This window comes from Streptomyces sp. NPDC043876 (assembly GCF_056435825.1).
Genome location: NZ_JBWKDV010000009.1, coordinates 131,210 through 155,740 on the forward strand (window position 1 = coordinate 131,210; position 24,531 = coordinate 155,740).

General features: G+C 72.0%; 15 protein-coding genes. 8 read left to right on the plus strand and 7 right to left on the minus strand.

What is annotated here, in order from left to right; all coding sequences use genetic code 11:
* Positions 1–151 precede the first annotated feature (151 nt).
* Together treS and AC0693_RS26680 are read right to left on the minus strand one after the other, a co-directional pair.
* A complete protein-coding gene (gene treS, locus AC0693_RS26675; RefSeq protein WP_356408069.1) occupies positions 152–1,867 on the minus strand; it encodes a maltose alpha-D-glucosyltransferase in 1,716 nt (571 codons plus the stop codon).
* Positions 1,864–3,855: an alpha-1,4-glucan--maltose-1-phosphate maltosyltransferase gene (locus AC0693_RS26680; protein ID WP_478803093.1), complete on the minus strand. Its 1,992-nt coding sequence runs from the start codon at positions 3,853–3,855 to the stop codon at positions 1,864–1,866. The genes treS and AC0693_RS26680 overlap by 4 nt, the downstream gene beginning before the upstream one ends.
* 475 nt (positions 3,856–4,330) lie before the next feature.
* Here AC0693_RS26680 and glgP point away from each other — a divergent pair, with 475 nt between their 5' ends.
* The gene (gene glgP / locus AC0693_RS26685; protein ID WP_356408063.1) at positions 4,331–6,979 is read left to right on the plus strand and encodes an alpha-glucan family phosphorylase; all 2,649 of its coding nucleotides are present in this window, start codon (positions 4,331–4,333) and stop codon (positions 6,977–6,979) included.
* Between the two features lie 81 nt (positions 6,980–7,060).
* On the opposite strand, the gene AC0693_RS26690 is transcribed toward glgP, so the two are convergent.
* Positions 7,061–8,065, minus strand: coding sequence for an Lrp/AsnC family transcriptional regulator (locus AC0693_RS26690; RefSeq protein ID WP_469317912.1), 1,005 nt, complete (start codon positions 8,063–8,065; stop codon positions 7,061–7,063).
* A gap of 188 nt (positions 8,066–8,253) precedes the next feature.
* Here AC0693_RS26690 and AC0693_RS26695 point away from each other — a divergent pair, with 188 nt between their 5' ends.
* Together AC0693_RS26695 and AC0693_RS26700 are read left to right on the plus strand one after the other, a co-directional pair.
* A complete protein-coding gene (locus AC0693_RS26695; protein WP_469317913.1) occupies positions 8,254–9,813 on the plus strand; it encodes a DHA2 family efflux MFS transporter permease subunit in 1,560 nt (519 codons plus the stop codon).
* Positions 9,814–10,012: 199 nt separating this feature from the next.
* Positions 10,013–10,570 carry a hypothetical protein gene (locus AC0693_RS26700; RefSeq protein ID WP_469317914.1) on the plus strand — a complete coding sequence of 186 codons (558 nt, stop codon included), beginning with the start codon at positions 10,013–10,015 and terminating at the stop codon, positions 10,568–10,570.
* Positions 10,571–10,679: 109 nt separating this feature from the next.
* Here the strand turns inward: AC0693_RS26700 and AC0693_RS26705 are convergent, their stop codons facing one another.
* Complete coding sequence (locus tag AC0693_RS26705; protein WP_469317915.1) at positions 10,680–12,947, minus strand: M4 family metallopeptidase; 2,268 nt, start codon at positions 12,945–12,947, stop codon at positions 10,680–10,682.
* 380 nt (positions 12,948–13,327) lie between these two features.
* On the opposite strand from AC0693_RS26705, the gene AC0693_RS26710 reads away from it, so the two are divergent.
* Complete coding sequence (locus tag AC0693_RS26710) at positions 13,328–14,803, plus strand: sugar transferase (protein WP_478803094.1); 1,476 nt, start codon at positions 13,328–13,330, stop codon at positions 14,801–14,803.
* A gap of 13 nt (positions 14,804–14,816) precedes the next feature.
* On the opposite strand, the gene AC0693_RS26715 is transcribed toward AC0693_RS26710, so the two are convergent.
* The gene (locus tag AC0693_RS26715; RefSeq protein WP_468464572.1) at positions 14,817–15,770 is read right to left on the minus strand and encodes a GDP-L-fucose synthase family protein; all 954 of its coding nucleotides are present in this window, start codon (positions 15,768–15,770) and stop codon (positions 14,817–14,819) included.
* A 191-nt stretch (positions 15,771–15,961) separates the two neighbouring features.
* Between AC0693_RS26715 and gmd the strand changes: the two genes are divergently transcribed.
* The 3 genes from gmd (at position 15,962) to AC0693_RS26730 (ending at position 20,801) form a co-directional block, all read left to right on the plus strand.
* Positions 15,962–16,975 carry a GDP-mannose 4,6-dehydratase gene (gene gmd, locus AC0693_RS26720; RefSeq protein ID WP_356408043.1) on the plus strand — a complete coding sequence of 338 codons (1,014 nt, stop codon included), beginning with the start codon at positions 15,962–15,964 and terminating at the stop codon, positions 16,973–16,975.
* A 240-nt stretch (positions 16,976–17,215) separates the two neighbouring features.
* Positions 17,216–19,999 (plus strand): CBM96 family carbohydrate-binding protein, encoded by a 2,784-nt coding sequence (locus tag AC0693_RS26725; protein WP_478803095.1) that lies wholly within the window; start codon positions 17,216–17,218, stop codon positions 19,997–19,999.
* A gap of 115 nt (positions 20,000–20,114) precedes the next feature.
* Complete coding sequence (locus AC0693_RS26730; RefSeq protein WP_478803096.1) at positions 20,115–20,801, plus strand: hypothetical protein; 687 nt, start codon at positions 20,115–20,117, stop codon at positions 20,799–20,801.
* Between the two features lie 307 nt (positions 20,802–21,108).
* Here the strand turns inward: AC0693_RS26730 and AC0693_RS26735 are convergent, their stop codons facing one another.
* Both AC0693_RS26735 and AC0693_RS26740 read right to left on the minus strand, forming a co-directional pair.
* On the minus strand, positions 21,109–22,236 hold the full coding sequence (locus AC0693_RS26735) for a glycosyltransferase (RefSeq protein WP_478803097.1): 1,128 nt from the start codon (positions 22,234–22,236) through the stop codon (positions 21,109–21,111).
* A 26-nt stretch (positions 22,237–22,262) separates the two neighbouring features.
* Positions 22,263–22,802, minus strand: coding sequence for a WcaF family extracellular polysaccharide biosynthesis acetyltransferase (locus AC0693_RS26740; protein ID WP_356408031.1), 540 nt, complete (start codon positions 22,800–22,802; stop codon positions 22,263–22,265).
* Positions 22,803–22,877: 75 nt separating this feature from the next.
* Between AC0693_RS26740 and AC0693_RS26745 the strand changes: the two genes are divergently transcribed.
* Positions 22,878–24,410: a hypothetical protein gene (locus AC0693_RS26745; RefSeq protein ID WP_356408028.1), complete on the plus strand. Its 1,533-nt coding sequence runs from the start codon at positions 22,878–22,880 to the stop codon at positions 24,408–24,410.
* The last annotated feature ends 121 nt before the right edge of the window (positions 24,411–24,531 follow it).

A 24,531-nucleotide genomic window follows, 5' to 3' on the forward strand; every position in this document is an offset into this window, starting at 1 on the left:
CCTTTCCCCGGGCCGTCACAGTTGCGCAGAGTGTCCCGGATGGCGGCAGTTGCTGTCCGGCGGTGTGTGTGAGTGTCGGGTCGGATGGTCCGTACAGGGCGGCGATTGACCCATTCGCCGCCCCGGGTGGGCGCGGGGCGAAGCCTCGGCGCTACTGCTCGCCCCGCAGCCGGAACCAGTAGAAACCGTGTCCCGCCAGCGTCAGCAGGTACGGCCACTCACCGATCGGCGGGAACCGGACGTCACCGGTGAGTTCCACCGGCACCCGTCCGTTGAAGGACCGCAGGTCCAGCTCCGTCGGCTGCGCGAACCGCGAGAAGTTGTGCACGCACAGCACCAGGTCGTCCGCCTCGCCCTCGGTGGAGGGCGCCTCGCGGAGGAACGCCAGCACCGCGGGGTTGGACGACGGGAGTTCGGTGTACGAGCCGAGGCCGAAGGCGGGGTTCGCCTTGCGGATCTCGATCAGCCGCCGGGTCCAGTGCAGCAGCGAGGAGGGCGAGGACATCGCGGCCTCGACGTTGGTGACCTGGTACCCGTAGACCGGGTCCATGATGACCGGCAGGTTGAGCCTGCCCGGATCGCACGAGGAGAAACCGGCGTTGCGGTCCGGGGTCCACTGCATGGGCGTGCGGACGCCGTCGCGGTCACCGAGCCAGATGTTGTCGCCCATGCCGATCTCGTCGCCGTAGTAGAGGATCGGCGAGCCGGGCAGGGACAGCAGCAGGGCCGTGAACAGCTCGATCTGGTGCCGGTCGTTGTCGAGCAGCGGCGCGAGCCGGCGCCGGATGCCGATGTTGGCCCGCATCCGCGGGTCCTTGGCGTACTCGGCGTACATGTAGTCGCGCTCTTCGTCCGTGACCATTTCGAGCGTCAGCTCGTCGTGGTTGCGCAGGAAGATGCCCCACTGGCAGCTCGCCGGGATCTCGGGGGTCTTGGCGAGGATTTCGGAGACCGGGTAGCGGGACTCCCGGCGGACCGCCATGAAGATGCGCGGCATCACGGGGAAGTGGAAGGCCATGTGGCATTCGTCCCCGCCCTTGGCGTAGTCGCCGAAGTAGTCGACGACGTCCTCCGGCCACTGGTTGGCCTCGGCGAGCAGCACGGTGTCCGGGTAGTGCGCGTCGATCTCCGCCCGGACCCGCTTGAGCAGGGCGTGGGTGCGCGGGAGGTTCTCGCAGTTGGTGCCCTCCTCGGCGTAGAGGTAGGGGACCGCGTCGAGCCGGAACCCGTCGATGCCGAGGTCCAGCCAGAACCGCAGGGCCGAGACGATCTCCTCCACGACGGCCGGGTTCTCGTAGTTGAGGTCCGGCTGGTGGGAGAAGAAGCGGTGCCAGAAGTACTGCTTGCGGACCGGGTCGTAGGTCCAGTTCGAGGACTCGGTGTCGACGAAGATGATGCGGGCGTCCTGGTACTGCTTGTCGTTGTCGGCCCACATGTAGTAGTCGCCGTACGGGCCGTCGGGGTCCTTGCGTGACTGCTGGAACCACTCGTGCTGGTCGCTCGTGTGGTTCATCACGAAGTCGATGATCACGCGCATGCCGCGCTGGTGGGCGGCGTCGACGAACTCCACGAAGTCGGCGAGGTCGCCGAACTCGGGCAGCACCGAGGTGTAGTCCGAGACGTCGTAGCCGCCGTCGCGCAGCGGGGAGGCGAAGAAGGGGGGCAGCCACAGGCAGTCGACGCCGAGCCACTGGAGGTAGTCCAGCTTCGCGGTGAGGCCCTTGAGGTCCCCCACGCCGTCGCCGTTGCTGTCGTGGAAGGAGCGGACGAGGACCTCGTAGAACACCGCGCGCTTGAACCAGTCGGGATCGCGGTCCTTGGCGGGGGTGTCCTCGAAGAGGTCGTGGACGGGGTCGTTGATCATCATGAGGTGGGTGACCCTCCGGTGAGCGGGGACGGTCGCAGAGCGGTGAGCACGTGCGCGGGCGTACGGCCCGGTTCCAGACGCACGTAGTTCGCCCTGCCCCAGTGATAGGTATCGCCGGTGAGCTCGTCGCGCACCGCGAGGGACCCGTGCCAGTCGAGGCCGAGTACCGGCATGTCCAACGAGACCGTCGCCTCCTGGGTGTGGTGCGGATCGAGGTTGACGACCACCAGTACGGAATGGGTTCCGCTGTGCTTCGAGTAGGCGATCACCTGTTCGTTGTCGGTCTCGTGGAAATGGATGTCGCGCAACTGCTGGAGCGCGGGATTGCGGCGGCGGATCCGGTTCAGCGTGGTGATCAGCGGCGCGATGCTGCGGCCCTCGCGCTCGGCGGCCGCCCAGTCGCGCGGACGCAGCTCGTACTTCTCGGAATCGAGGTACTCCTCGCTGCCCTCCTTCACGGGGGTGTTCTCGCACAGCTCGTATCCGGCGTAGACCCCCCAGGTGGGCGAGAGGGTCGCGGCCAGCACGGCCCTGACCTCGAAGGCGGCGCGGCCGCCGGTCTGGAGGTACGCGTGCAGGATGTCCGGCGTGTTCACGAAGAAATTGGGCCGCATGCAGGCGGCCGAATCGCCCGCGAGCTCGGTGACGTATTCGGTGAGTTCCCGCTTCGTGTTGCGCCAGGTGAAATAGGTGTACGACTGCTGGAAACCGATCGACGCGAGCGCGCGCATCATGGCGGGCCGGGTGAACGCCTCGGCCAGGAAGATCACGTCCGGGTCGCTCTTGTTGACCGCGCCGATCACCTTCTCCCAGAAGACCACCGGTTTGGTGTGCGGATTGTCGACCCGGAAGATGCGCACCCCGTGGTCCATCCAGTACCGCAGGATGCGCAGGGTCTCCTCGACGATCCCGCCCATGTCGGTGTCGAAGTGGATCGGGTAGATGTCCTGGTACTTCTTGGGCGGGTTCTCGGCGTAGGCCACCGTCCCGTCCGCGCGGTGGCGGAACCACTCCGGGTGCTTCTCCACCCACGGGTGGTCCGGCGAGCACTGGAGGGCGAAGTCGAGGGCGACCTCCAGGCGCAGCTCGCGGGCCCGGGCGACGAAGCGGTCGAAGTCCTCGATCGCGCCGAGCTCGGGGTGGACCGCGTCGTGCCCGCCCTCGGTCGAACCGATGGCCCACGGCACGCCCGGGTCCCAACTCCCGGCGGACAGGGTGTTGTTGGGGCCCTTGCGGTAGGTGCTCCCGATCGGGTGGATCGGCGGCAGGTACACCACGTCGAAGCCCATGGCGGCGACCGCCGGCAGCCGCTCGGCGGCGGTCGCGAAGGTGCCGCTGACCGGGGCCCGGCCCGGCTCCAGCACCGCGCCCTCCGAGCGCGGGAACAGCTCGTACCAGGAGCCGAAGAGGGCCCGCTTGCGCTCGACGCGCACGGCCATCGGCTTCGAGGCGCTCACCAGCTCCCGGAAGGGCTTGCGGGCCAGCGCCGCGTCGACCTCCGGGGCCAGGGCCACGGCCAGCCGCGCCTGCGCCGGGCGGTCCTCGTCGCGCAGCGCGTCGGCGGCGGCCAGCACCGCCTCGCGCCCGTCCCGCTTCGGAATCCTGGCGGCGACCCGCTCGTACAGCTCGGCGCCCTCCAGCAGCATCAGCTCGGCGTCGATCCCGGCCGGCACCTTGATCCGGGCGTGCGCGCGCCAGGTCGCGACCGGATCGCTCCAGGCCTCGACGACGTACGTCCACCGCCCTTCGGTGTCGGCGGACACCCGGGCGCCCCACCGGTCGGTACCGGGCGCCAGTTCGCGCAGGGGCACGGGCGGCCGCGGACGGCCGCTCGGATCTCGCAGCACCACGTGGGCCGCGAGCGCGTCGTGCCCCTCGCGGAACACGGTGGCGGACACTTCGAAAACCTCGTCCACGACCGCCTTGGCGGGTCTGGCGCCGCAGTCGACGGCGGGGCGGACGTCCAGCACGGGAATGCGACCGATCATGATGGGATCACCTGGGGGCAGTTCGCGGGGCTCGGTGACAACGGGCCAGCCGATGACCTCCCGGCTGGTTGTGCACGCTCTGTTCGCTCTGTTTCTAGCCGCTCAGTGGACGGCTGGGCTGCGGGCATGGCCGCTCCTGTCCGCGTTCACTCGGGTGGCGGGAGGGTGGGGCGGGGGGTGTGCCGTGCGCTGTACGAGCGTTGTGCGCGACGCCGTACCTCGGGAGCCCTGCCCACTCAACGCCCACCCATGCAGCACGCCGGGTTAACTACTCGTACGTAGGCGCGAGCGCGGCCGTCGGACGGCCGGATCCGGCCGATCCTCCGTCAGGCCGCCCGCCTGGCCCGGACTTGCCCGGCCGGACCGAGGCGCCATGGCCCCGCGGCGGGCGCGGCGCTAGCCTTCCGGGGGTGATACGCGGATGCACAGCGTGGTGCGGCCGCTCCGGTGCGTATGCCCCTGCGAAGGTGGACTCGTGAAGGCTATCCGTCGATTCACCGTGCGCCCTGTCCTGCCGGAACCCCTCCTGCCGCTCGCCGATCTCGCGCGCAACCTGCGCTGGTCGTGGCACGGGGAGACCCGGGAACTCTTCCAATCCGTCGACCCCGAGGGCTGGCTCGCCGCCGGGGGTGATCCCGTCCGGCTGCTGGGGGACGTCCCGGCCGCCCGGCTGGAGGAACTGGCGCGGGACCGCCGGTTCCTGCGGCGGCTCCACGCCGTCTGCGCCGACCTCGATGACTACGTCCGCGGCGACCGGTGGTACCAGGGCCGCGAGAACATCGCCGAGCTGCCCGCCGCCATCGCCTACTTCTCCCCGGAGTTCGGGATCACCGCGGCGCTGCCGCAGTACTCCGGCGGCCTCGGCATCCTCGCCGGGGACCACCTCAAGGCCGCGAGCGACCTCGGCGTCCCGCTGATCGGCGTCGGTCTCCTCTACCGCCACGGCTACTTCCGCCAGTCCCTCTCCCGCGACGGCTGGCAGCAGGAGCACTACCCGGTCCTGGACCCCAACGAACTGCCCGTCTCCCTGCTGCGCGGCCCCGACGACGCCCCCGCCCGCGTCAGCCTCACCCTGCCGGGCGGCCGCTCCCTGCACGCACACATCTGGCAGGTCCGGGTCGGCCGGGTGCCGCTGCTGCTCCTCGACTCCGACGTCGAGGACAACGACACCGCCGCGCGCGAGGTGACCGACCGCCTCTACGGCGGCGGCAGCGAGCACCGGCTGCTCCAGGAGATGCTGCTCGGCATCGGCGGCGTCCGCGCCGTACGGACGTACTGCGCGCTCACCGGCCATCCGGACCCCGAGGTGTTCCACACCAACGAGGGGCACGCCGGCTTCCTCGGGCTCGAACGCATAAGGGAACTGGAGGGGGAGGGCCTGGCCTTCGACGCGGCCGTCGAGGCGGTCCGGGCGGGCACCGTGTTCACCACCCACACCCCGGTCCCCGCGGGCATCGACCGCTTCGAGCGGGGCCTGGTCGCCCGCCACTTCGCCGACGGCGGCGAACTGACCGGCGTACCCGTGGACCGGATCCTCGAACTGGGCGCCGAGAGCTACCCGGGCGGCGACCCCGGGGTCTTCAACATGGCCGTCATGGGTCTGCGCCTCGCCCAGCGCGCCAACGGCGTCTCCACCCTGCACGGCGCCGTCAGCCGCGGCATGTTCGCCGGACTCTGGCCGGGATTCGACCCCGCCGACGTCCCCATCGCCTCCATCACCAACGGCGTGCACGCGCCGACCTGGGTGGCCCCCGAGGTCGTCAGGCTCGGCGCCCGCCAGATCGGCGCCGGGCGCACCGAGGACGCCCTGTCGGTGGGCGGCTCGCAGCGCTGGGACGCGGTCGCCGACATCGCCGACCAGGACGTCTGGGACCTGCGCCGGGTGCTGCGCGAGCAGCTCGTCCAGGAGGTCCGCGACCGGCTGCGCGCCTCCTGGCGCCAGCGCGGGGCCGGGGACGCCGAACTGGGCTGGGTGGACTCCGTCCTGGACCCCGACGTGCTCACCATCGGCTTCGCGCGCCGGGTGCCCTCCTACAAGCGGCTCACGCTGATGCTGCGCGACCCGGAGCGGCTGCGGCGGCTGCTGCTGGACCCCGACCGGCCCGTGCAGATCGTCGTCGCGGGCAAGGCGCACCCGGCCGACGACGGCGGCAAGCGGCTCGTGCAGGAACTGGTGCGCTTCGCCGACGACCCGCGCGTGCGCCACCGCATCGTCTTCCTGCCCGACTACGGCATGGCCATGGCGCAGAAGCTCTACCCCGGCTGCGACGTGTGGCTGAACAATCCGCTGCGCCCGCTGGAGGCCTGCGGCACCAGCGGGATGAAGGCCGCCCTGAACGGCTGCCTCAACCTCTCGGTCCTGGACGGCTGGTGGGACGAGTGGTTCGAGCCGGACTTCGGCTGGGCCATCCCGACGGCCGACGGCTACGGCACCGACGAGGACCGGCGCGACGACGTCGAGGCGAACGCCCTCTACGACCTGATCGAGAACCGGGTCGCGCCCCGCTTCTACGACCGCGCCGGACGCGGTGCGCTGCCCGTGCGGTGGATCGAGATGGTCCGGCGCACCCTGGTCTCCCTGGGGCCCAAGGTGCTCGCGGGGCGCATGGTGCGCGAGTACGTGGAGCGGCTGTACGCGCCGGCCGCGCTCGCCCACCGCACCCTCACCCCCGACGCGGCGCGGGAACTCGCCGCCTGGAAGGGCCGGGTACGGGCCGCCTGGCCGCGGGTCGCCGCTCTGCACGTGGAGGCCCTGGCCGACGGGCCCGCCGGTCCGGTGGGCGCCGCCGCCGAACTGGGGGCCACCCTCACCCTGCGGGTCCAGGTGGCGCTCGACGTGCTCGGCCCCGACGAGGTCGAGGTGCAGGCGGTCGCCGGCCGCGTGGACGCGCAGGACGTCATCGGCGGGGCGCGGGTCTTCCCGCTGAAGCCCGCCTCCGGACCGGACCTGGAGGGCCGCTGGCTGTACGAGGGCCCGCTCGCCCTGGACCGGACGGGACCCTTCGGCTACACCGTGCGGATCCTGCCCGCCCACCCGCTGCTGGCCACCCCCGCGGAACTCGGGCTGGTCGCCGCACCGGTGGACCCGGCGGCCGCCCCGGGCGGCGGAGTGGTGCTGCGCTGAGCGGCGGCGCGGACCGGGCGACCGGTCCGCGCGGCGGCCGGTGACACGGGTCCCCGGGCTCGGGGGAGCCGGGTTCGGGGCTCAGGGGGCGGGCGGCGGATCGACCAGCCGCCCGCCCTCCACCAGCATCCCGGCCCGCTTGATGTTCCGCAGGGTCGGGATCACCTCCACCTGCTGCACGCCCGCCACCGCTCCGATCCGCTCGGTCAGATACGCGTACAGCGCCTCCGTGTCCCGGCACACCACCACCGCCAGCAGGTTCGCCGCCCCCGTGACCGCGGCCGCGAACGGCACCTCGGGATGCGTGGCCAGGGCCGCGCCCGCCTCCGCCAGCCGCGCGGGCGCCACCGTGATCATCAAGGTGGCCTCCGCCTCGTACCCGAGCACGCCCGGCACGGTCTCCACGTCGAAGTAGACCGCGTCCAGCTCGCGCAGCCGGTCCAGGCGGCGGCGGGCGGTGGACTCCGAGAGCCCCGAGGCCCGCGCCAGCTCCGGATAACCGGCCCGGCCGTCGTGGCCCAGCACCCCCAGCAGGGCCAGCTCCGCCTCGTCCAGCGTGTACCGCTCCCGCGCCGCCGACCCCCCGGCGGGCCGGGCGAGCGCGGCCACCTGCTCCGGGCCCAGCACGTCCAGGCCGAACCAGGCCTCCGGGCCGCCCATGAAGGTCCGCAGGATCGTGTGGGCGCTGATCCCGGTCACCCGCCGGGTGCTCGGCAGCTTGTCCAGCAGCAGCCCGTCCCGCTCCCGGCGGCTCCTGGCCTTGGTCATGCAGTGGATCTCGGTGCCGCCCGAGGCGAGCTGGACCCACGCGATGTCCGGCCGCCGCGCCAGCGCCCCCGCCACCGCGAGCGCCGCGTCCGGCGCGCACTGCACGCGCAGCCAGGACTCCAGCAGCCCGACCCGGCTGCCCAGCGGCAGCCCGACCACGCGGACCAGCCCGGTGGTGCGCATCCGGCGGTAGCGGCGCACCACCGTCTGGTCCGAGACGTCCAGCACCTCGGCGAGCCGGCTGAAGGGGGCCCGCCCGTCGATCATCAGCGCCTGGATCAGTGAGTGGTCGAGGCGGTCCAGCTCCGCGGGCTTCATGCTTTCCATCATCGCAGGGCCGCAGATGACGGATATCCGGCAGGCGGGCCGTACTGGGTGGGGGATCCGGGGAGGGGCTGGGAGCGTGAGGGCACCGGGCGCCCGAGTCCCGGCCGCCGGAGAGCCGGCCCCGGTCCCACCGGACCCGGAGCCTCCGGAACCCCAGAACCGCCCCAAGGAGTGTCCCCATGCGTAAGTGGCTGCCGTTGACCGCGGTCTGCCTCGGCGCGTTCATGCTGCTGGTCGACGTCACGATCGTGACCGTCGCCCTCCCCGACATGGCCACCGACATGCACACCGGCTTCGCCGGGCTCCAGTGGGTGATGGACATCTACGCCCTCGCCCTCGCCGCCCTGCTCCTCGGCGCCGGCTCGCTCGCCGACCGGATCGGCCGCCGCCGGGTCTACCTCGGCGGACTGGCCGTCTTCGCCGCGGCCTCCCTCGCCTGCGGCCTCGCCGACGGCCCCGGCACCCTGATCGCCTTCCGGGCCGTCCAGGGCATCGGCGGCGCCGCCATGTTCGCCACCACCATGGCCCTGCTCAGCGCCGCCTACCAGGGCCGCGACCGCGGCGTCGCCTTCGGCGTGTGGGGCGCGGTCAACGGCGCGGCCGCCGCGGCCGGACCGATCATCGGCGGCCTGCTCACCGAGCACTTCGGCTGGCAGTGGATCTTCTACATCAACCTGCCGGTCTGCGCCCTCGCCGTCCTCGTCACGCTCAAGGCCGTCGAGGAGTCCCGCAACCCGCACGCCAAGGGCATGGACCTGCCCGGCATGCTCACCTTCACCCTCGGCGCCGCCACCGTGACCTACGCCCTGATCCGGGTCGGCGAGAACGGCTGGACCTCGGCCACCACCCTCGGCCTCTTCGCCCTCGCCGTCCTCTCCTTCGCGGCCTTCGTCGCGGTGGAACTGCGCACCGCCCACCCCATGCTCGACCTCTCGCTCTTCCGCAGCCCCGCCTTCGTCGCGGTCATGGCCGCCGGACTGCTCCTGTCGGGCGCGGCCTTCTCCTACCTGATGTACACCTCCCTGTGGCTCCAGTCCGCCGAGGGGATGAGCCCCGTCGGTGCCGGGCTGGTGCTCGTGCCGCTCAGCCTGGCCGCCTTCCTGGTCGCTGCGGTGGCCGGGCGGCTGCTGCACGGCATGTCCCCCCGGCTCACCATCGGCGGCGGGCTGCTGCTGATCGGGGCGGGGGCGCTGCTCCAGGCCGTGATGCTGGACGCGGGTGACGGCTGGACGGCGCTGGTCCCCGGGCTCGCGGTGACCGGTGTCGGCGTGGGCACGGCGACCCCGGCGCTGGCCGCGGCCGCGATGGGCGCGGTGGCCCCGGCCCGGGCGGGCATGGCGGGCGGCGCGCTGAACACTGCGCGCCAGCTGGGCACGGCCCTGGGCATCGCGATCCTCGGCGCGGTCTTCCACGCCGGTCTGGTCTCCGGCCTCGACGGCGCCGAGGGGGCGCGCGGGACGGCCGACGCGCTGGCCTCGGGCGGGGCCGGGCAGCTGCTCGGCGCGGCTCCGGCGGGCGCCCCGCGCGAGGCGCTGGCGCAGCTGGTGGACGCGGCCTTCGCGAGCGGGCTGCGGGAGACCTTCCTGGTGTCGGGTGCGATGGGCCTGGCGGGAGCGGCGCTGGTGTTCGTCCTGGTGCGGGGCACCGCGCGGACCGCGGCCGAGGCCGGGGGCCCGGCGGCGCCCGCCGCGACGGTGGGGGCCCAGGCCGCGGGGGACCGTACGCCCGTACGACCCTGAACGGGTCCGGACCGGAGCGGACCCGCACCTGCGCGGGTCCGCTCCGGAGCGCGTCCGGGTCAACGGGCCGGTCCTGTCGGGTGAACCTTCGAACGCACTGCGCATGGCGAACCGTTTCAGCAGTCCCGTCCGCTCCTACGCTGCCCGCGGATGCCCACCGGCACCCGGTCTCCGCGGAACCCCGAGAAACGGACTCTCCATGCGTCTTCGCACCACTGCCGCAGCCGCGTTCGTCGGCGCGCTCGCCCTCGTCCTTCCGGCCGCGGGCCAGTCGTTCGCCAACGACGACGACGGGTACCACCACTCGCTCGGTGAACTGCGCTACCGGATCGACGGCGACGGGTGGGAGGAGATCCATCCGCCGGAGAACGACACCTGCTACCGGCTGACCGGCACCGACTGGGACCAGGCCGCCACCCGCGTCGAGAACGACACGCGCTCGCTGGCGCTGCTGTTCGAGGACCGCGACTGCGGCGGCCGGGCGGAGCGGAGCCTGGACCCGGGGGACACGGTGAACGGCGTGCGGGTCCGTTCGGTCCTGTTCAAGCCCTCCGAGGACGACGACCGCCACCACGGTCACCACGGCCGCTACGACGACGACGGCGACCGCAGCCACCGGGCGCGCCGCGACGGCGACGCGGACGGCCGCCGCGAGCAGGGCGGCCGCGACGAGCAGAGCCGCACGGACGACGACTCGATCATCCACGACGACGGCCTGGGCTTCTTCGAGCACGGCTTCCTGGACCACCTGGGCTGATCCGCCCCCGCGGGCAAGGGCCCGGACATGGGACAGGGCCGCCCGGGAGGTTTTCCTCCCGGGCGGCCCCGCGTCATGTCAGATGGTGCTCATCGGCCCCTGGCTGGGGTCAGAAGGTGAGCTTCCAGCTGTTGATGTAACCGGTGTCGGCGCTCGCCAGGTCGGCGACGCGGAGCTTCCAGACACCGTTGGCGACCTCGGAGGAGGCGTTCACGGTGAAGGACTGGACGATGTTGTCCGCGCTGCCGCCGGTGCGGTTGCGCAGGTTGTACACGCTGCCGTCGGGGGCGACCAGGTCGACCTTGAGGTCACCGACGTAGGTGTGGACGATGTTCACGTCGACCTTGAGGGTGCTCGGGGCGTTGCCCGACCGGGACACGGTGATCGGCGACTCGACCGTCGAGTTGTCGTTGATCGTGTAGTCGGCCGTGTTCTCGAAGACGTTCTGCTGCGAGGTGCCGACGGTCCAGGTGAAGGACGTCGTACCCGTCTTCGCGGCGGAGTCGGTCACCGTGACGGTCACGTTGGACGTGCCCGCCGTGGTCGCCGTACCCGAGATGAGACCGGTGGAGGCGTTGATCGACAGGCCGGCCGGGAGGCCGGTCGCCGCGTAGCTCAGCGCGCCCGGGTTGGTGCTGGTGGCCTGGACCTGCAGGTTCACCGCGGTGTTGATCTGGGTGTTCTGGTTGGGGATCGCGGTGACCGAGACGCCGCTGGGTGCGGGGCGCGATCCGACGGCGATGCCCGCCCAGGCGTGGGCCACGTTGTTGTAGGTGGCCGAGCCGGAGCCGTAGAGGTCGGCCGCCGCCTGCAGGGTCGCCGTACGGGCGGCCGCGTAGTTGGTGTTCGACTTGAAGTAGCCGACCGTCAGGGCGCGGAACCAGATCTTCGCGGCGGCGTCGCGGCCTATCGCGGTGACCGGGAGGTTGTCGGCGGTCGGGGAGTTGTAGCTGACCCCGTTGATGACCTTGGCGCCGGAGCCCTCGGACATCAGGTAGAAGACGTGGTTGGCCGGGCCCGACGAGTAGTGCACGTCGAGGCCGCCGAGGCCGGAGTACCACGAGTCCTTGGACCCGCCGTCCTTGCTCGGCTTGTCCATGTAGCGCAGCGGGGTGCCGTCGCCGTTGATGTCGATCTTCTCGCCGACGAGGTAGTCGCCGACGTCGTTGGCGTTGTTGGCGTTGAACTCGACGGCCGCCGCCATGATGTCGGAGGTCGCCTCGTTCAGACCGCCGGGCTCACCGCTGTAGGTCATGTTGCCGGTGACCGAGGTGAGACCGTGGGTCATCTCGTGCGCCGCGACGTCGATGGAGGTCAGCGGGTGCGTGTTGCTGGTTCCGTCGCCGTACGTCATGCAGAAGCAGGAGTCGTCCCAGAACGCGTTGACGTACGCGTTGCCGTAGTGGACCCGGCTGTAGGGGGCCACGCCGTCGTTGCGCAGGCCGTTGCGGCCGTGCACGTTCTTGTAGTAGTCCCACGTCAGCTGGGCGCCGTAGGCCGCGTCCGCACCGGCGGTCGCGCGGTTGGAGGCGGCGCCGTTGCCCCAGGTGTCCGTGGTGTTGGTGAAGAGCGTGCCGGTGCCGGACGACCCGCCGTTGAGGTCGTACGTCTTGTGGCCGCCGCGGCCCGCGTCGGTCAGCGTGTAGTTGCTGCCCGACTGCGAGGTGCCCAGGGTGACCTGGCCGCTGTACATGGTGTTGCCGACGCCGGACTCGATCTTCTGCCACTCGGTGATCTTGGCGCCGGTCTTGGCGTTGGTGATCACGTGCAGCTCGCTCGGGGTGCCGTCGCGCTGGACACCGCCGACGACGGTCTCGTAGGCGAGGACCGGGGCGCCTTCGGCGGCCCAGACCACCTTCTTGGCGCCCTTGGCGGCCTTGACGTCCTTGCCGCCCGCCGAAGAGGCGGCGGAGAAGGCCGTCTTGTCGGCCGCATCCGGAGTGACCGCCGCGGTCGTGTCGACCTTGATCTCGGCGTTGGTGGCCTTGGTGACGCTCTTGGTGACGCCGCCCTTGGCGTGGACGGTCAGGTCACCGCCGAGCACCGGCAGGCCGCCGTAGGTGCGCTCGTAGGTCGTGTGGGTGGTGCCGTCGACGTCCTTGACGACGTCACGGACGATCAGCTTCTCCTGGTCGCCGAGGCCGAGGGCCTTGGCAGCCTGCGCGGTGGTCGAGTTGGCCTCTGAGAGGAGCGTCGCACGCTCCGAAGCCGACAGGTTGTAAGCGGCCGCGCCCGGGTTGGGCTGAGCGGCGGTGCGGGCCTGCGACGCGGTGGCGTCGGCGGAGGCGGAACCGGTCTGGATGCCGACGGCCAGCAGAGCGGCTGCCGCGACAAGAGCGCCGGCCGCGGTGGCACGCCGGTGGGGGGTGGGACTCAACGCAGACTCCTTCTGCAAGGGGGTTCCGGACGGCTGGGTGGGCCTCCGGGCAGAACAGCTGGTGCGCAGAACGGATCGAAGAGTGCCATCTACCGAGTGGGATGTCAGGGGCGCGTCAAAAGGTTGGCCAGAAACGGTCCGTTGTCCGAAGAGACGCGTCCGCAATGCGAACTGTTCACCAAAGCGTGCGAGGGCGGGGGCCGTCGATCCGGAACCGGATGTACCCCCTGCTAACGAACGGGCAACGAGACGCATCGTTCATGTGAACGGCATCTACCGTGCGGGCGTTTGTCGTACTGTTTCCCGGTGCGACCGATGTCCGTTGCCAGGGGAAGCCACGGACATGCGCCACCGTCATAGTCCACGTGCCAGGGGGGCCCATGAGGCATGTCTATTTTCCTGCGCAAAGAGTGGCCAGAACGGCTCAGGGGACAGCTGCGCCCGAGCGACGGCTCGGTGACAAAGCCCGCTGGTACCTGCCCGCCGCGCTGACCGCGGACCTCGTCGGCGCGGCCGTGCCCGTCGGCCTGGTCTTCGACGCCGCTGAGCAGGCACGTCCCGTCTACTGCGCGCTCGCCGCGGCCGTCGCCTGGGTCGCCGTGCAAGCGCTGCGCCGCCGTTATGCGCCCCGGCTGCTCGGAGAATCGCGCGGCGTCCTGCCTGTGGTTCACGACTGGCTGATTCTGATCGGTGTCCTCGCCGTGGCCCGTGTGGTGACGGGTGAGAGCACCCCCCGGATGGCCGCGCTCGGCGCGCTGCTGCCGGCCCTCCTCATCACCGTCGCCTGCCACAAGCTCACCTACCGGCACCTCTCCGGCGCCCGGCGGGAGGCCCAGGCCGTCAGCCGCGTACTGGTCATCGGCGAGCCCGGCACGGCCGATGAGGTCACCGCCCACCTCGCCGCGCGGACCGATCACCCGTACGTCGTGGTCGGCGTCGTGCCCGTCGGTCCCGGCGCGCTCGCCGGCGGCGCCCCGGTCGCCGCCCGGCTGGAGGCGGAGCTCCCGGCCGTGCCCGGTGGCGACGCCGGGGCCGTGCTCGGCGCGGTCCGCAGCCACCACGCCGACCTGGTGCTCGTCGCGCCCGGCGCCCGGATCGCGGGGGAGCGGCTGCGCCGGATCGCCTGGACCCTGCACGACGCGGGCCTCGAACTGGCCGTCTGCCCGGGACTCTTCGAGATATCCGTCAAGCGGCTGGAAACCCTGAGCGCGGGCGGACTGGCCGTGCTGCGGATCGCGCCTCCGGTCAGCCGCGGCGTCCAGCCCGTACTGAAGTCGGTCCTCGACCGGGCCGGGGCGGGGATCGGACTGCTGCTGCTGTCCCCGCTGTTCCTCGCTCTGATCCTGGCGATCCGTCTCGGCTCCCCGGGCCCGGCCTTCTACAGCCAGCGCCGGATCGGCCGCGACGGCGTCCCCTTCGTGATGTGGAAGTTCCGCACGATGGTGGTCGACGCCGATGCGCGGAAGGCCGAACTCGCCGGGGCCAACGAGAACGACGGCCTCATGTTCAAGATGCGCCGCGATCCCCGGGTGACCCGCGTCGGCCGGCTGCTGCGCCGGACCTCGCTCGACGAACTCCCGCAGCTGTTCAACGTGCTGATCGGGGACATGTCACTGGTCGGCCCGCGCCCGCCGCTGCCGGAGGAGGTGGCCCGGTACGACGAGGTCGAACTGCGCCGGCTCACCGTGCGCCCCGGGATGACCGGACTGTGGCAGATCAGCGGGCGCTCCGACCTGTCCTGGGACGAAACGATTCAGCTCGACCTGCAGTACGTCGACAACTGGTCCTTCACCAGCGACGTCGACGTGGTGGCCCGTACGTTCCGCGCCGTCGTCGACGGTCGCGGAGCGTACTGAGGGCCGGATGCGATCAGTTGCCCGCCCCGGACTCCAGCCACCAGCGGTAGGTGGACGCGATGCCCTCGCGCAGCCCGATGCCCGGCTTCCAGCCCAGCGACGTCAGCCGGGTCACGTCCAGCAGCTTGCGGGGGGTCCCGTCGGGCTTGGAGGTGTCCCAGGCGAGGCGTCCCCGGAAGCCGGTCACCTCGGCGACCGTCTCGGCGAGGGCCTTGATGGTGAGGTCCTCGCCGCAGCCGATGTTGACCGGCTCGTCGCCGTCGTAGGACTCCAGCAGCACGGCGCAGGCCGCCGCGAGGTCGTCCACGTGCAGGAACTCCCGGCGCGGCGTGCCCGAACCCCACAGCGCGACCTCGTCCTTGCCCGCGGCCGCCGCCTCGTGGAAGCGCCGGATCAGCGCGGGCAGGACGTGCGAGGACTCCAGGTCGAAGTTGTCGCCCGGACCGTAGAGGTTCGTCGGCATCGCCGAGATGTACGAGGCCCCGTACTGCTTGCGGTACGACTGCACCTGGACGATGCCCGCGATCTTGGCCAGCGCGTACGCCTCGTTGGTCGGCTCCAGCGGGCCGGTCAGCAGCGCGTCCTCGCTGATCGGCTGCGGCGCCAGCTTCGGGTAGATGCAGGACGAGCCGAGGAAGAGCAGCCGGCCTACCCCGGCGCCGTGCGCACCGGCGATCACGCTCAGCTGGATCTTGAGGTTGTCCTCCAGGAACTGCACCGGATAGGTGCTGTTGGCCATGATCCCGCCGACCTTGGCGGCCGCCAGGACGACGGCGTCCGGGCGGACGTCCGTCAGGTACGCGGCGGTCGCGGCGGCGTCGCGCAGGTCGAGGTCCGCGCGGCCCCGGGTGAGCACGTCGTGGCCGTCGGCGGTGAGCCGCCGGACGACCGCGGACCCGACGAGGCCGCGGTGGCCGGCGACGAAGACGCGGGCGTGCGGGGGCAGGAGCGGCAGCGAACTTGTCATACCGGCGATGATGCCAGCCCGCGGCCCAGGGACGCGGCCCAGGTGTTCCGGAGGCGCCGTGTACGGTACGCATCCGGTCCCCGGGCGGGCCCCCGCCGGGCCCGGACCGACCACCGGGGCACCGCCCCGGCCGGGCGGGGCGCGCGCCCCGCCCACCCGTAACAGACCGCAACGACAACCAGGGGACCCCCATGGGCAAGACCGCACTGATCACCGGAGTCACCGGACAGGACGGCTCGTACCTCGCCGAACTTCTGCTCTCCAAGGGCTACACGGTGCACGGCCTCGTGCGGCGGTCGTCCAGCTTCAACACCGAGCGCATCGACCACGTCTACCAGGACCCGCAGACCGCCAACCGGTCCTTCGTCCTGCACCACGCCGACCTCTCGGACGGCGTCGCCCTCGTGAACCTGCTGCGCGACATACGGCCCGACGAGGTCTACAACCTCGGCGCCCAGTCCCACGTCCGGGTCTCCTTCGACGCCCCGCTCTACACCGGCGACGTGACCGGCCTCGGCGCGCTGCGCCTGCTGGAGGCCATCCGGGCCAGCGGCGTCGACACCCGGATCTACCAGGCCTCCTCCTCGGAGATGTTCGGCGCGACCCCGCCGCCGCAGAACGAGGCGACCCCGTTCCACCCGCGCAGCCCGTACGGCGCCGCCAAGGTCTTCGCGTACTGGACCACGGTGAACTACCGCGAGGCCTACGGCATGTTCGCGGTCAACGGCATCCTGTTCAACCACGAGTCCCCGCGCCGCGGCGAGACCTTCGTGACCCGCAAGATCACCCGCGCGGTGGCCCGGATCAAGGCGGGCCTCCAGGAGCACCTGTACCTGGGCAACCTGGACGCCGTACGCGACTGGGGCTACGCGCCCGAGTACGTGGAGGCGATGTGGCGGATGCTCCAGCAGGACGAGGCGACCGACTACGTCGTGGCCACCGGCGTCGCCGCGACCGTCCGCGAGTTCGTCGAGGCCTCCTTCACGCACGCGGGGCTCGACTGGAACGCGCACGTGCGCTACGACCCCAAGTACGAGCGCCCCAGCGAGGTCGACGCGCTCATCGGCGACGCGAGCAAAGCCCACGACCTGCTCGGCTGGAAGCCGACGGTCCTGGTCCAGGAACTGGCCCGGATCATGGTCGACGCCGATGTGCGCCAGGTCGAGGACCAGTTGGCGGGGGCCACGGTCCGCATCGACCGCTGAGGCCGCGCGACGCCGTTAGAGTTTGCCGTGTCCCCGGTCCTGCCCACCAGGGCGTGACCGGGCCGATCCGCCGTATGTCCGCACCGCACCCGCCGCCTTGAACACCGTTGATTCCAAGTTGGTATGCAATGGGTCAAGGGAGGTGACCGGGCCCTGACGCGAGCCCTAGTCTGCGCCAGTACATATGGCTGTTCGGATAGTTCCAGCCAATTGAAACCGGGCTATTGCCCTGGGGGGCTCATGCGTAGATCCAGAGGGCTGACTGCTGCCCTCGCCCTGTCACTGGTCGGTGCCGGCGCCGGAATAGGTCTGGTGCTCATGCCCCAGGCCTCCGCCATCACCCAGCCCGTGGCCTTCACCGCCGACGACCTGCCCACCTGGCAGCCGAACGGCATCGTCTTCGCCATGGCGCAGACGAACGGCACCGTCTTCGCCGGTGGCACCTTCTCGACCGTCCGCCCGCCCGACGGCGCCGGCAGCGGCACCGAGCAGGAAGCGGTCAACTTCGTCGCGCTGGACGCCGCGACGGGCGCCCCGACCGACTGCAAGCTCAGCTTCACCGTCGGCGACGGCACCGCCACCGTGCGCGCGCTCGTCGTCTCCAAGGACGGCAAGACCCTCTACGCCGGCGGCTACTTCGGGGCCGTCAACGGAACCCAGGTCTCCAGCGTCGCCGCGATCGACATCGCGACCTGCGCGCCCAAGGCATCGTTCCACCCGGCCTTCCCCGCCACCGTGCGCGGCTTCGCCGTCACCGACGACACCCTCTACGCGGCCGGCGACTTCAGCACCGTCGAAGGCCAGACCCGCGAGCGCTTCGCCGCGGTCGACGCGACCTCCGGTGCCCTCAAGCCCTTCACGGCCGACGCCGACGAGCCGGGCCGCGCCATCGAGGTCACCCCCGACGGCAAGAACGTGATCCTCGGCGGTGACTTCTTCGAGATCAACCGCACCGGCACGCACGCGCTGGCCGTCGTGGACGCGACCACCGGCGCGCTCGTCAAGACGTACGGCAACATCCCGAGCAACTCGGTGGTCAAGTCGATCGCCACCGACGACAACGGCGGTTTCTACACGGGCAACGAGGGCTCCGGCGGCGGCGTCTTCGACGGCCGGATCGGCCTGAACCTCAGCGACTTCAGCGAGAAGTGGCGCGACCGCTGCCTCGGCGCCACCCAGTTCGTCCTGCCGTACGACGGAGTCCTCTACAGCTCCTCGCACGCGCACGACTGCTCGCTGGAGAACGAGTGGCCGGACGGCAAGCGCAACTTCCTGCTGGCGCAGCCGACCAACCACACCGGACCGGCCCCCGCGCCCGTGGACGGCTTCGTGCACAGCCCGCGCAAGCTCGGCTGGCACCCCACCGCGAACGACGGAATCGGCGAGGGCATCGGCCCGCGCGTCATGGCCGTCGCGGCGAAGGGCGACGTCAAGTACCTGTGGGTCGGCGGTGAGTTCACCCTCATCAACGGCAACCCGCAGCAGGGCCTGACCCGCTTCGCCTCCACCGGCGACGTCGGCGCCCCGACCACCCCGGTGGCCAGCGCCGCGAGCGTCAAGCCCGGCGAGGCCCAGGTCCGCTGGCGCACCAGCTACGACCAGGACGACAGCAAGCTGACGTACCGGATCTACCGCAACGGCTCGGCCACGCCGATCGCCACGGTGGTCGCCGACTCCGTCGAGTGGGAGCGGCCGCAGGCCGCCTGGGTCGACACCACCGTCAAGCCCGGCCAGTCCTACACCTACCGGGTGACCGCGACCGACGCGGCGGGCAACACCAGCGCCCTGTCCGCGAACACCTCGGTCACGGTCCCGACCTCGGTCCAGACCTACCCGAACCAGGTCCGCGCGGACGGCGCCAACCTCTACTGGCGCTTCGACGACACGGTCAGCCCGTACGTCGCCGACTCCTCGGACGGTGGCAACACCAGCGGCATCCAGCTGAACGCCCCGGCCCTGCGCCAGAGCCCCGGCGCCGTGTCCGGCACCAGCACCGCGATCGGCTTCAACGGCACCAGCCAGCAGGTGTACAGCGACCACCGCCAGTCGGTGGGCAGCGCCTACACGATCGAGACCTGGTTCAAGACCGGCACCACCCGCGGCGGCAAGCTGATCGGCTTCGGCAACAACACGAGCAGCGCCAGCAGCTCGGCCGACAAGCAGATCTACATGACCAACACCGGCCGGCTGGTCTTCGGCGCGTACAACGGCTCGACCCGCACCATCTCCACCGGGCTCTTCGACACCTACAACGACAACAAGTGGCACCACGTGGTCGGGACCCAGGGTCCCGGCGGCATGGCGCTCTACGTCGACGGTCAGAGCAAGGGCACGCTGAACGTCACCAACTTCACCCCCTACACGGGTTACTGGCACGTCGGCGGCGACAGCCTGGCCAACTGGCCGACCCGCCCGATCAGCAGCTTCTTCGCCGGCCAGATCGACGAGACGGCCGTCTACCCCAAGGCCCTCACCCAGGCCCAGGTCAAGAACCACTACGACCTGGCGAAGGCGCCGACCGACACGGTCTCCAAGGTGTCGGCGAACGAGGACACCTACATCAACCAGGGCGCGCCCAGCACCGCCTACGGCACGTCCACCTCGCTCGCGGTGCGCGGCACCTCGGCCTACGAGACGTACCTGCGCTTCAACCTCCCGGCCGCCCCGGCCGGGCAGGTCCTGAAGGCCGCGTCCCTCCAGGTCAAGACCAGCACCCAGGCGAGCGCGGGCACGGTCGACACCATCAACGTGGTGCCGGTCACCGGTGCCTGGAGCGGTGCGGCCACCACGTTCAACACCAAGCCCACCCTGGGCACCAGCCCGCTCGGCTCCCTCGCCGGCGTCCCGGACGGCTCCGCCATCCAGAACGTCGAGCTGGACACCACCGCGGTCTCCGCGGTGCTGGGCGGCAGCTACAGCATGGCCCTGACCAGCACGGGCACCGACCCGCTCTGGATCTGGTCCAGCGAGTCGAGTGCCGCGGACGCCGTTCCGCAGCTCGTGCTCACCTTCGGCCCGAAGTGACCGCGGCCGGATGACGAGGGGTACGGGGCCCGGCACACCGCCGGGCCCCGTACCCGTATCCGGCCCGCGCCCCCGATCCACAGCCCGCACCACCCCAGTACCACGGGAGCCCCTGATGTACCGACGCTCCGCAGCGGCCGCGGTCCTGCTGGCCGCCGCCCTGACCCTGACCGCCTGCGGTTCGGACGCGAAGCCCGACGCCGCGGGTGCGGCGAAGCCGAAGCCCCCGGCCTCCTCGGGGGTCCCCGACCCGGCGGACGCGCCGTCCGCCAACGCCTCCGCGAGCGCGCCCGCGCCGGGGGCGAAGCCGACGGGGCCGGTGCTGCCGGACGCGAAGCTGACCCCGGCGACGGGCAGCTTCACGGACAAGGAGAAGCAGTACCTGAGCGGGCGCGTGCCGGTGAAGACGGACCCGGCGGCCGTGCTCCAGAGCGGGCAGGAGGCGTGCCAGCGGGTGGCACGCACCGCGAAGCACGACAAGGACGCGGCGGTCGGCTCCCTCATCGCGGGCGAGATCCCGGCGGCGAAGGACGCGATCCCGGCGCTGTGCCCCGAGCAGCAGCCGGTGCTGGCGGCCGCGCAGAAGGGGTTCCCGGACGGTACGCGGACGGCTCCCGCCGCCGGGTCGTACCGGGCGCTGACGCAGGGCACGGCGTGCAGTTGGCAGGCGAAGGGCCAGGACGGCGCCGTCCTGGCCTCCGGCCCGGGCCCCCAGCCGTCGTCCCCGAAGATCGTCGCGGAAATCCCCCAGGGCACGAAGGAATTCACCTCGACGGGCTGCTACGCCTGGCTCCCGGCCTAACCCTCCGCCGTTCCCGTCCGCGCCCCGGCCCTCCCCTCCGGGGGCGCCTCAAACGCCGGCGGGGCTGGATTGCCCGCGGCAGCGGGGCAGCGCGCGGGTGGGGCTGGGGGGCGCGGGGCCCCGCCCTCGTCCGCGCCCGGTCGTGCCCTCCGGGGGCGCCTCAAACGCCGACGAGGCTGAAGTTGCCTCCGGCAATTCAGCCTGCCCGGCGTTTGAGGGCCCGCCGGAGGCGAGTCGAGCCGCACGGCACCATCCAGCCCCGCCGGCGTTTGAGGCGCCGCCGGAGGCGGAGGGGGCGGGGGGCCGGTCAGGCCTTGGAGGCCTTGGCGCGGGTGTAGGTCGACAGGAGGGTGTCGAGGACGCCGTCCATCGAGAAGGACTCGACGGCCAGCTTGCGCGCGGCCAGCGACGCCGCTTCGTTGGCCACCGGGTCCAGGAGGGCGAGGACGGCCTCCGCCACCCCCTCGGGGCCGGGATCCACGGCCCGCCCCGCCCCCGCCCGGGCCACGTCCCGGGCGAGCCCGTTCGAGTGGGTCACCACCACCGGTACGCCCACGGCCAACGCCTCCAGCACCGACATCGGAAACGGCTCCTCCACCGACGGCAGCACGTACACGTGCGCCCGCCGCAACTCCTCCAGCACCTGCTCGCCGCTCAGCGCCCCCGGCACCGTCATCCGGTCGTCCAGCCGCAGATCCGTCATCCGGTGGCACACGGCCCCGTACTCGCCCTCGTCCGGCCCCGCCACCACGTACCGCGCCTCCGGCACCTCCCGCGCGACGAGCGACATCGCGTTCACGAAGTCCACCGGCCGCTTGCGCTCGTGCAGCCGCGCCGAATAGAGGATCCGCGGCGGCCCCGACAGCGCGGGCCGGGCCTCCTGCGCCGGTACGCCGTTCACCAGCCGCACCGCGTTGTCCAGCCCCGCGCCGCCGACCACCGCGTCCAGCGCCTCCCGCTCGTGCGGGGTCAGGTAGAGCACCGCGTCCGCCCCGCGCAGCAGCCGCCGTACCGCCACCGCGTCCAGGACCTTCGCGAGCAGCTTCCCGCTCGGGTCGACCATCCCGTGCGTCTGGAGCACCAGCGGCTTCCCGGCCCACAGCGCGGCCAGCGCGACCGGCAGGGTCACGAGGTCGCGCGCGAGGTGCACGTGGACCACGTCCGCGTCCCGGACCAGGCGCCCGGCCGCGGCCAGCAGCGCGGGCGAGGTGATCCCGCTGAAGCCGAGCGGCAGCAGCCGCTTCGCCGGGTACAGCCGCGCCGGCACGCCCTCCACGTCGGTGGGCCAGGGGTCCCCGAACCCTTCGCCGAGGGCCAGCAGCGAGGCCTCGTGCCCGCGCGCCCGCAACCCCTTGGCGAGATTGAGCGCGACCCGGACCGGCCCTCCGAAGGCGTGCGTGGGGGAGTGCAGGGTGACGGCGTGCAGAACTCTCACCGGCGGGATCTCACTTCGGCTCGTGGCTACTTCGGTTCCGCGACCGGGCGGCGCGTGCCGTCGGCGGTCTGCAGGGTCAGTTCGGGCAGGTCCTTGTGGACGACGGCCCCCGCGCCCGCCACCGCGCAGCGGCCCACGGTCACCCCGGCCAGCACGGTCGCCCGTACCGCCACCCACGCGCCGTCCTCGACGGTGACGGGGGCGTTGCGGTAGCGGAAGTCGGCGGCCCGGTGGTCGTGCGAACCGGTGCACAGCATGGCCTCCTGCGAGACGCACACGTGCGAGCCGATCGTGACCGGCTCCAGGTTCAGCAGCCACGCGCCCTCGCCGATCCACGTGTGGTCGCCGATGCTGAGCTTCCACGGCCACAGCACCCGCACCTTGTGCCGGATCAGCACGCCCTCGCCGATCCGTGCGCCGAAGGCGCGCAGCAGCGCGACCCGCAGCCGGGCCGGGCAGAACCAGGACATGAACAGCGTGTTCATCACGGCGAACCAGAGCGCCTGCGTCAGCAGACCGCGCCCCTTGTCGTATCCGGCCAGCGTGAAGGCCGGGAGATTGCGCACCGAAGTACCCCCCACTCCATCCCCGTCGGGTCAGACTAGACTGCGCGCGGACCAGGCACAGGGGGCGGGGGCACAATGGCGAGCGACGTACGCGCGACGACATCGGGCCCCCCGCCCGCCGCCCCCGCTCCGTACCCGCTCGACGCACCGGGCGCGGAGCGCCTCTGGGGCAAGGTCACCACCCCGCGCACGCTGCTCTCCCGCGCGCTGTCGGTCCCGCTCGCCCTCGGATTCACCGTCTTCCTGCCGCTGTTCGTGGCCTCGCAGTCCGGTGCGGGCGTCCGCGACGCCGCGTTCTGGCTCCAGTTGGCCCTCACCATGTACGCGGGCGCCCGGCTGTCCGCGATGGTCCTCACCAGCCGCCGCAAGCTCCTCCAGGGATCCTTCTGGCTCTTCGTCTACATGGCGATGGGGGTGGCCCCGCTCGCGCAGGCCGTCCTCGGCCAGGTCCCGACACCCGTCGTCGGGCCGCGCTCCGACCTCACCGTCGCCATCGGCCTGGTGCTGCTCGGCTGCACCGCCTTCGACGTCGGGGTGCTGCTCGCCCGCCACCGGCCGACGGGGCGCGCGGGCGGCTCGCAGCGCGAGCCGCGTCCCGTCATGGCGCACCACCGGCGACTGCAACTGCTCACGCTGCTGGCCTTCCTGGGCAGTGCGGCGCTCATCATGAAGCTCGGCGGACCGGCCGTGTTCTTCAGCAGCCGCCAGGAGATCATCGCGGGCATCGAGGAGGCGGGCGTCTCCACGGAGGGGCAGGCGGGCCAGGCCTTCCTGCGCGGCTTCGGCACGGTCCCGGCGCTGCTCGCGCTGCTCTGCTACACCCGCTGGCTGGTGACGTCGGTGCACGCCCGCCGCAGGCCGTCGGTGATCGCGATCTGGACCGCGCTGGCGTTCCTCAACATCATCGTCAACAACCCGATCTCGAACCCGCGGTACTGGTTCCTGACGGTGATGTTCTCGCTGCTCTTCACGGTCTTCCCGGTCAGTGCGGCGATGTACCGGGTGGCGCTGTCCATGGCCGTGGTGGTCGCGCTGCTCGTCTTCCCCTTCGCGGACCGCTTCCGGTACGACGAGAAGAACTACAAGCCGGTCGAGACGACGTCGTTCCTGGAGCCGATGGCGCTCAAGGACTACGACCAGATCGGCATGTTCGCCAACACGATCACCTTCTCCAACTCCGGGCCCGGCCACTTCTACGGGCGCCAGCTGGCCGGATCCATCTTCTTCGCGGTGCCGCGCTCGGCGTGGCCCGGCAAGCCGCGGGACACCGGGGTGATGGTGGGCCAGTGGATGGGCACGGTCAACACGAACCTGTCCTCGCCGATCTGGGCCGAACTGTGGCTGGACTTCGGGTCGCTGGGGATGGGGGCCGGGCTGCTCGGCATGGGGTACGCCGCGGCCCGGGTCGACCGGCGGTACGCGAAGCGGGCCACGAGGCGGACGCCGCCGGGGAGTCTGATCTCGGTGGTCGTCCCGCTGGTCGCGGGCTACTCCTTCATCCTCCTGCGGGGGCCGCTCCTCCAGGCCTCCGGGCGCGTGGCGATCGCGGGCCTGTGCCTGGCCCTGATCGCAACGCACCGCCAGGACCGCGGGGTCACCCTCCGCTAGCCCCCGCCCCCTGTGGCTCGATCGCCGGGCGGGCCACCCCAGCCCCGCCGGCGTTTGAGGCGCCCCCGGAGGGTCCACGGCGTGCGCCCGGCGTCGGACCGCTGGTTCTCCGGCCTCCGCC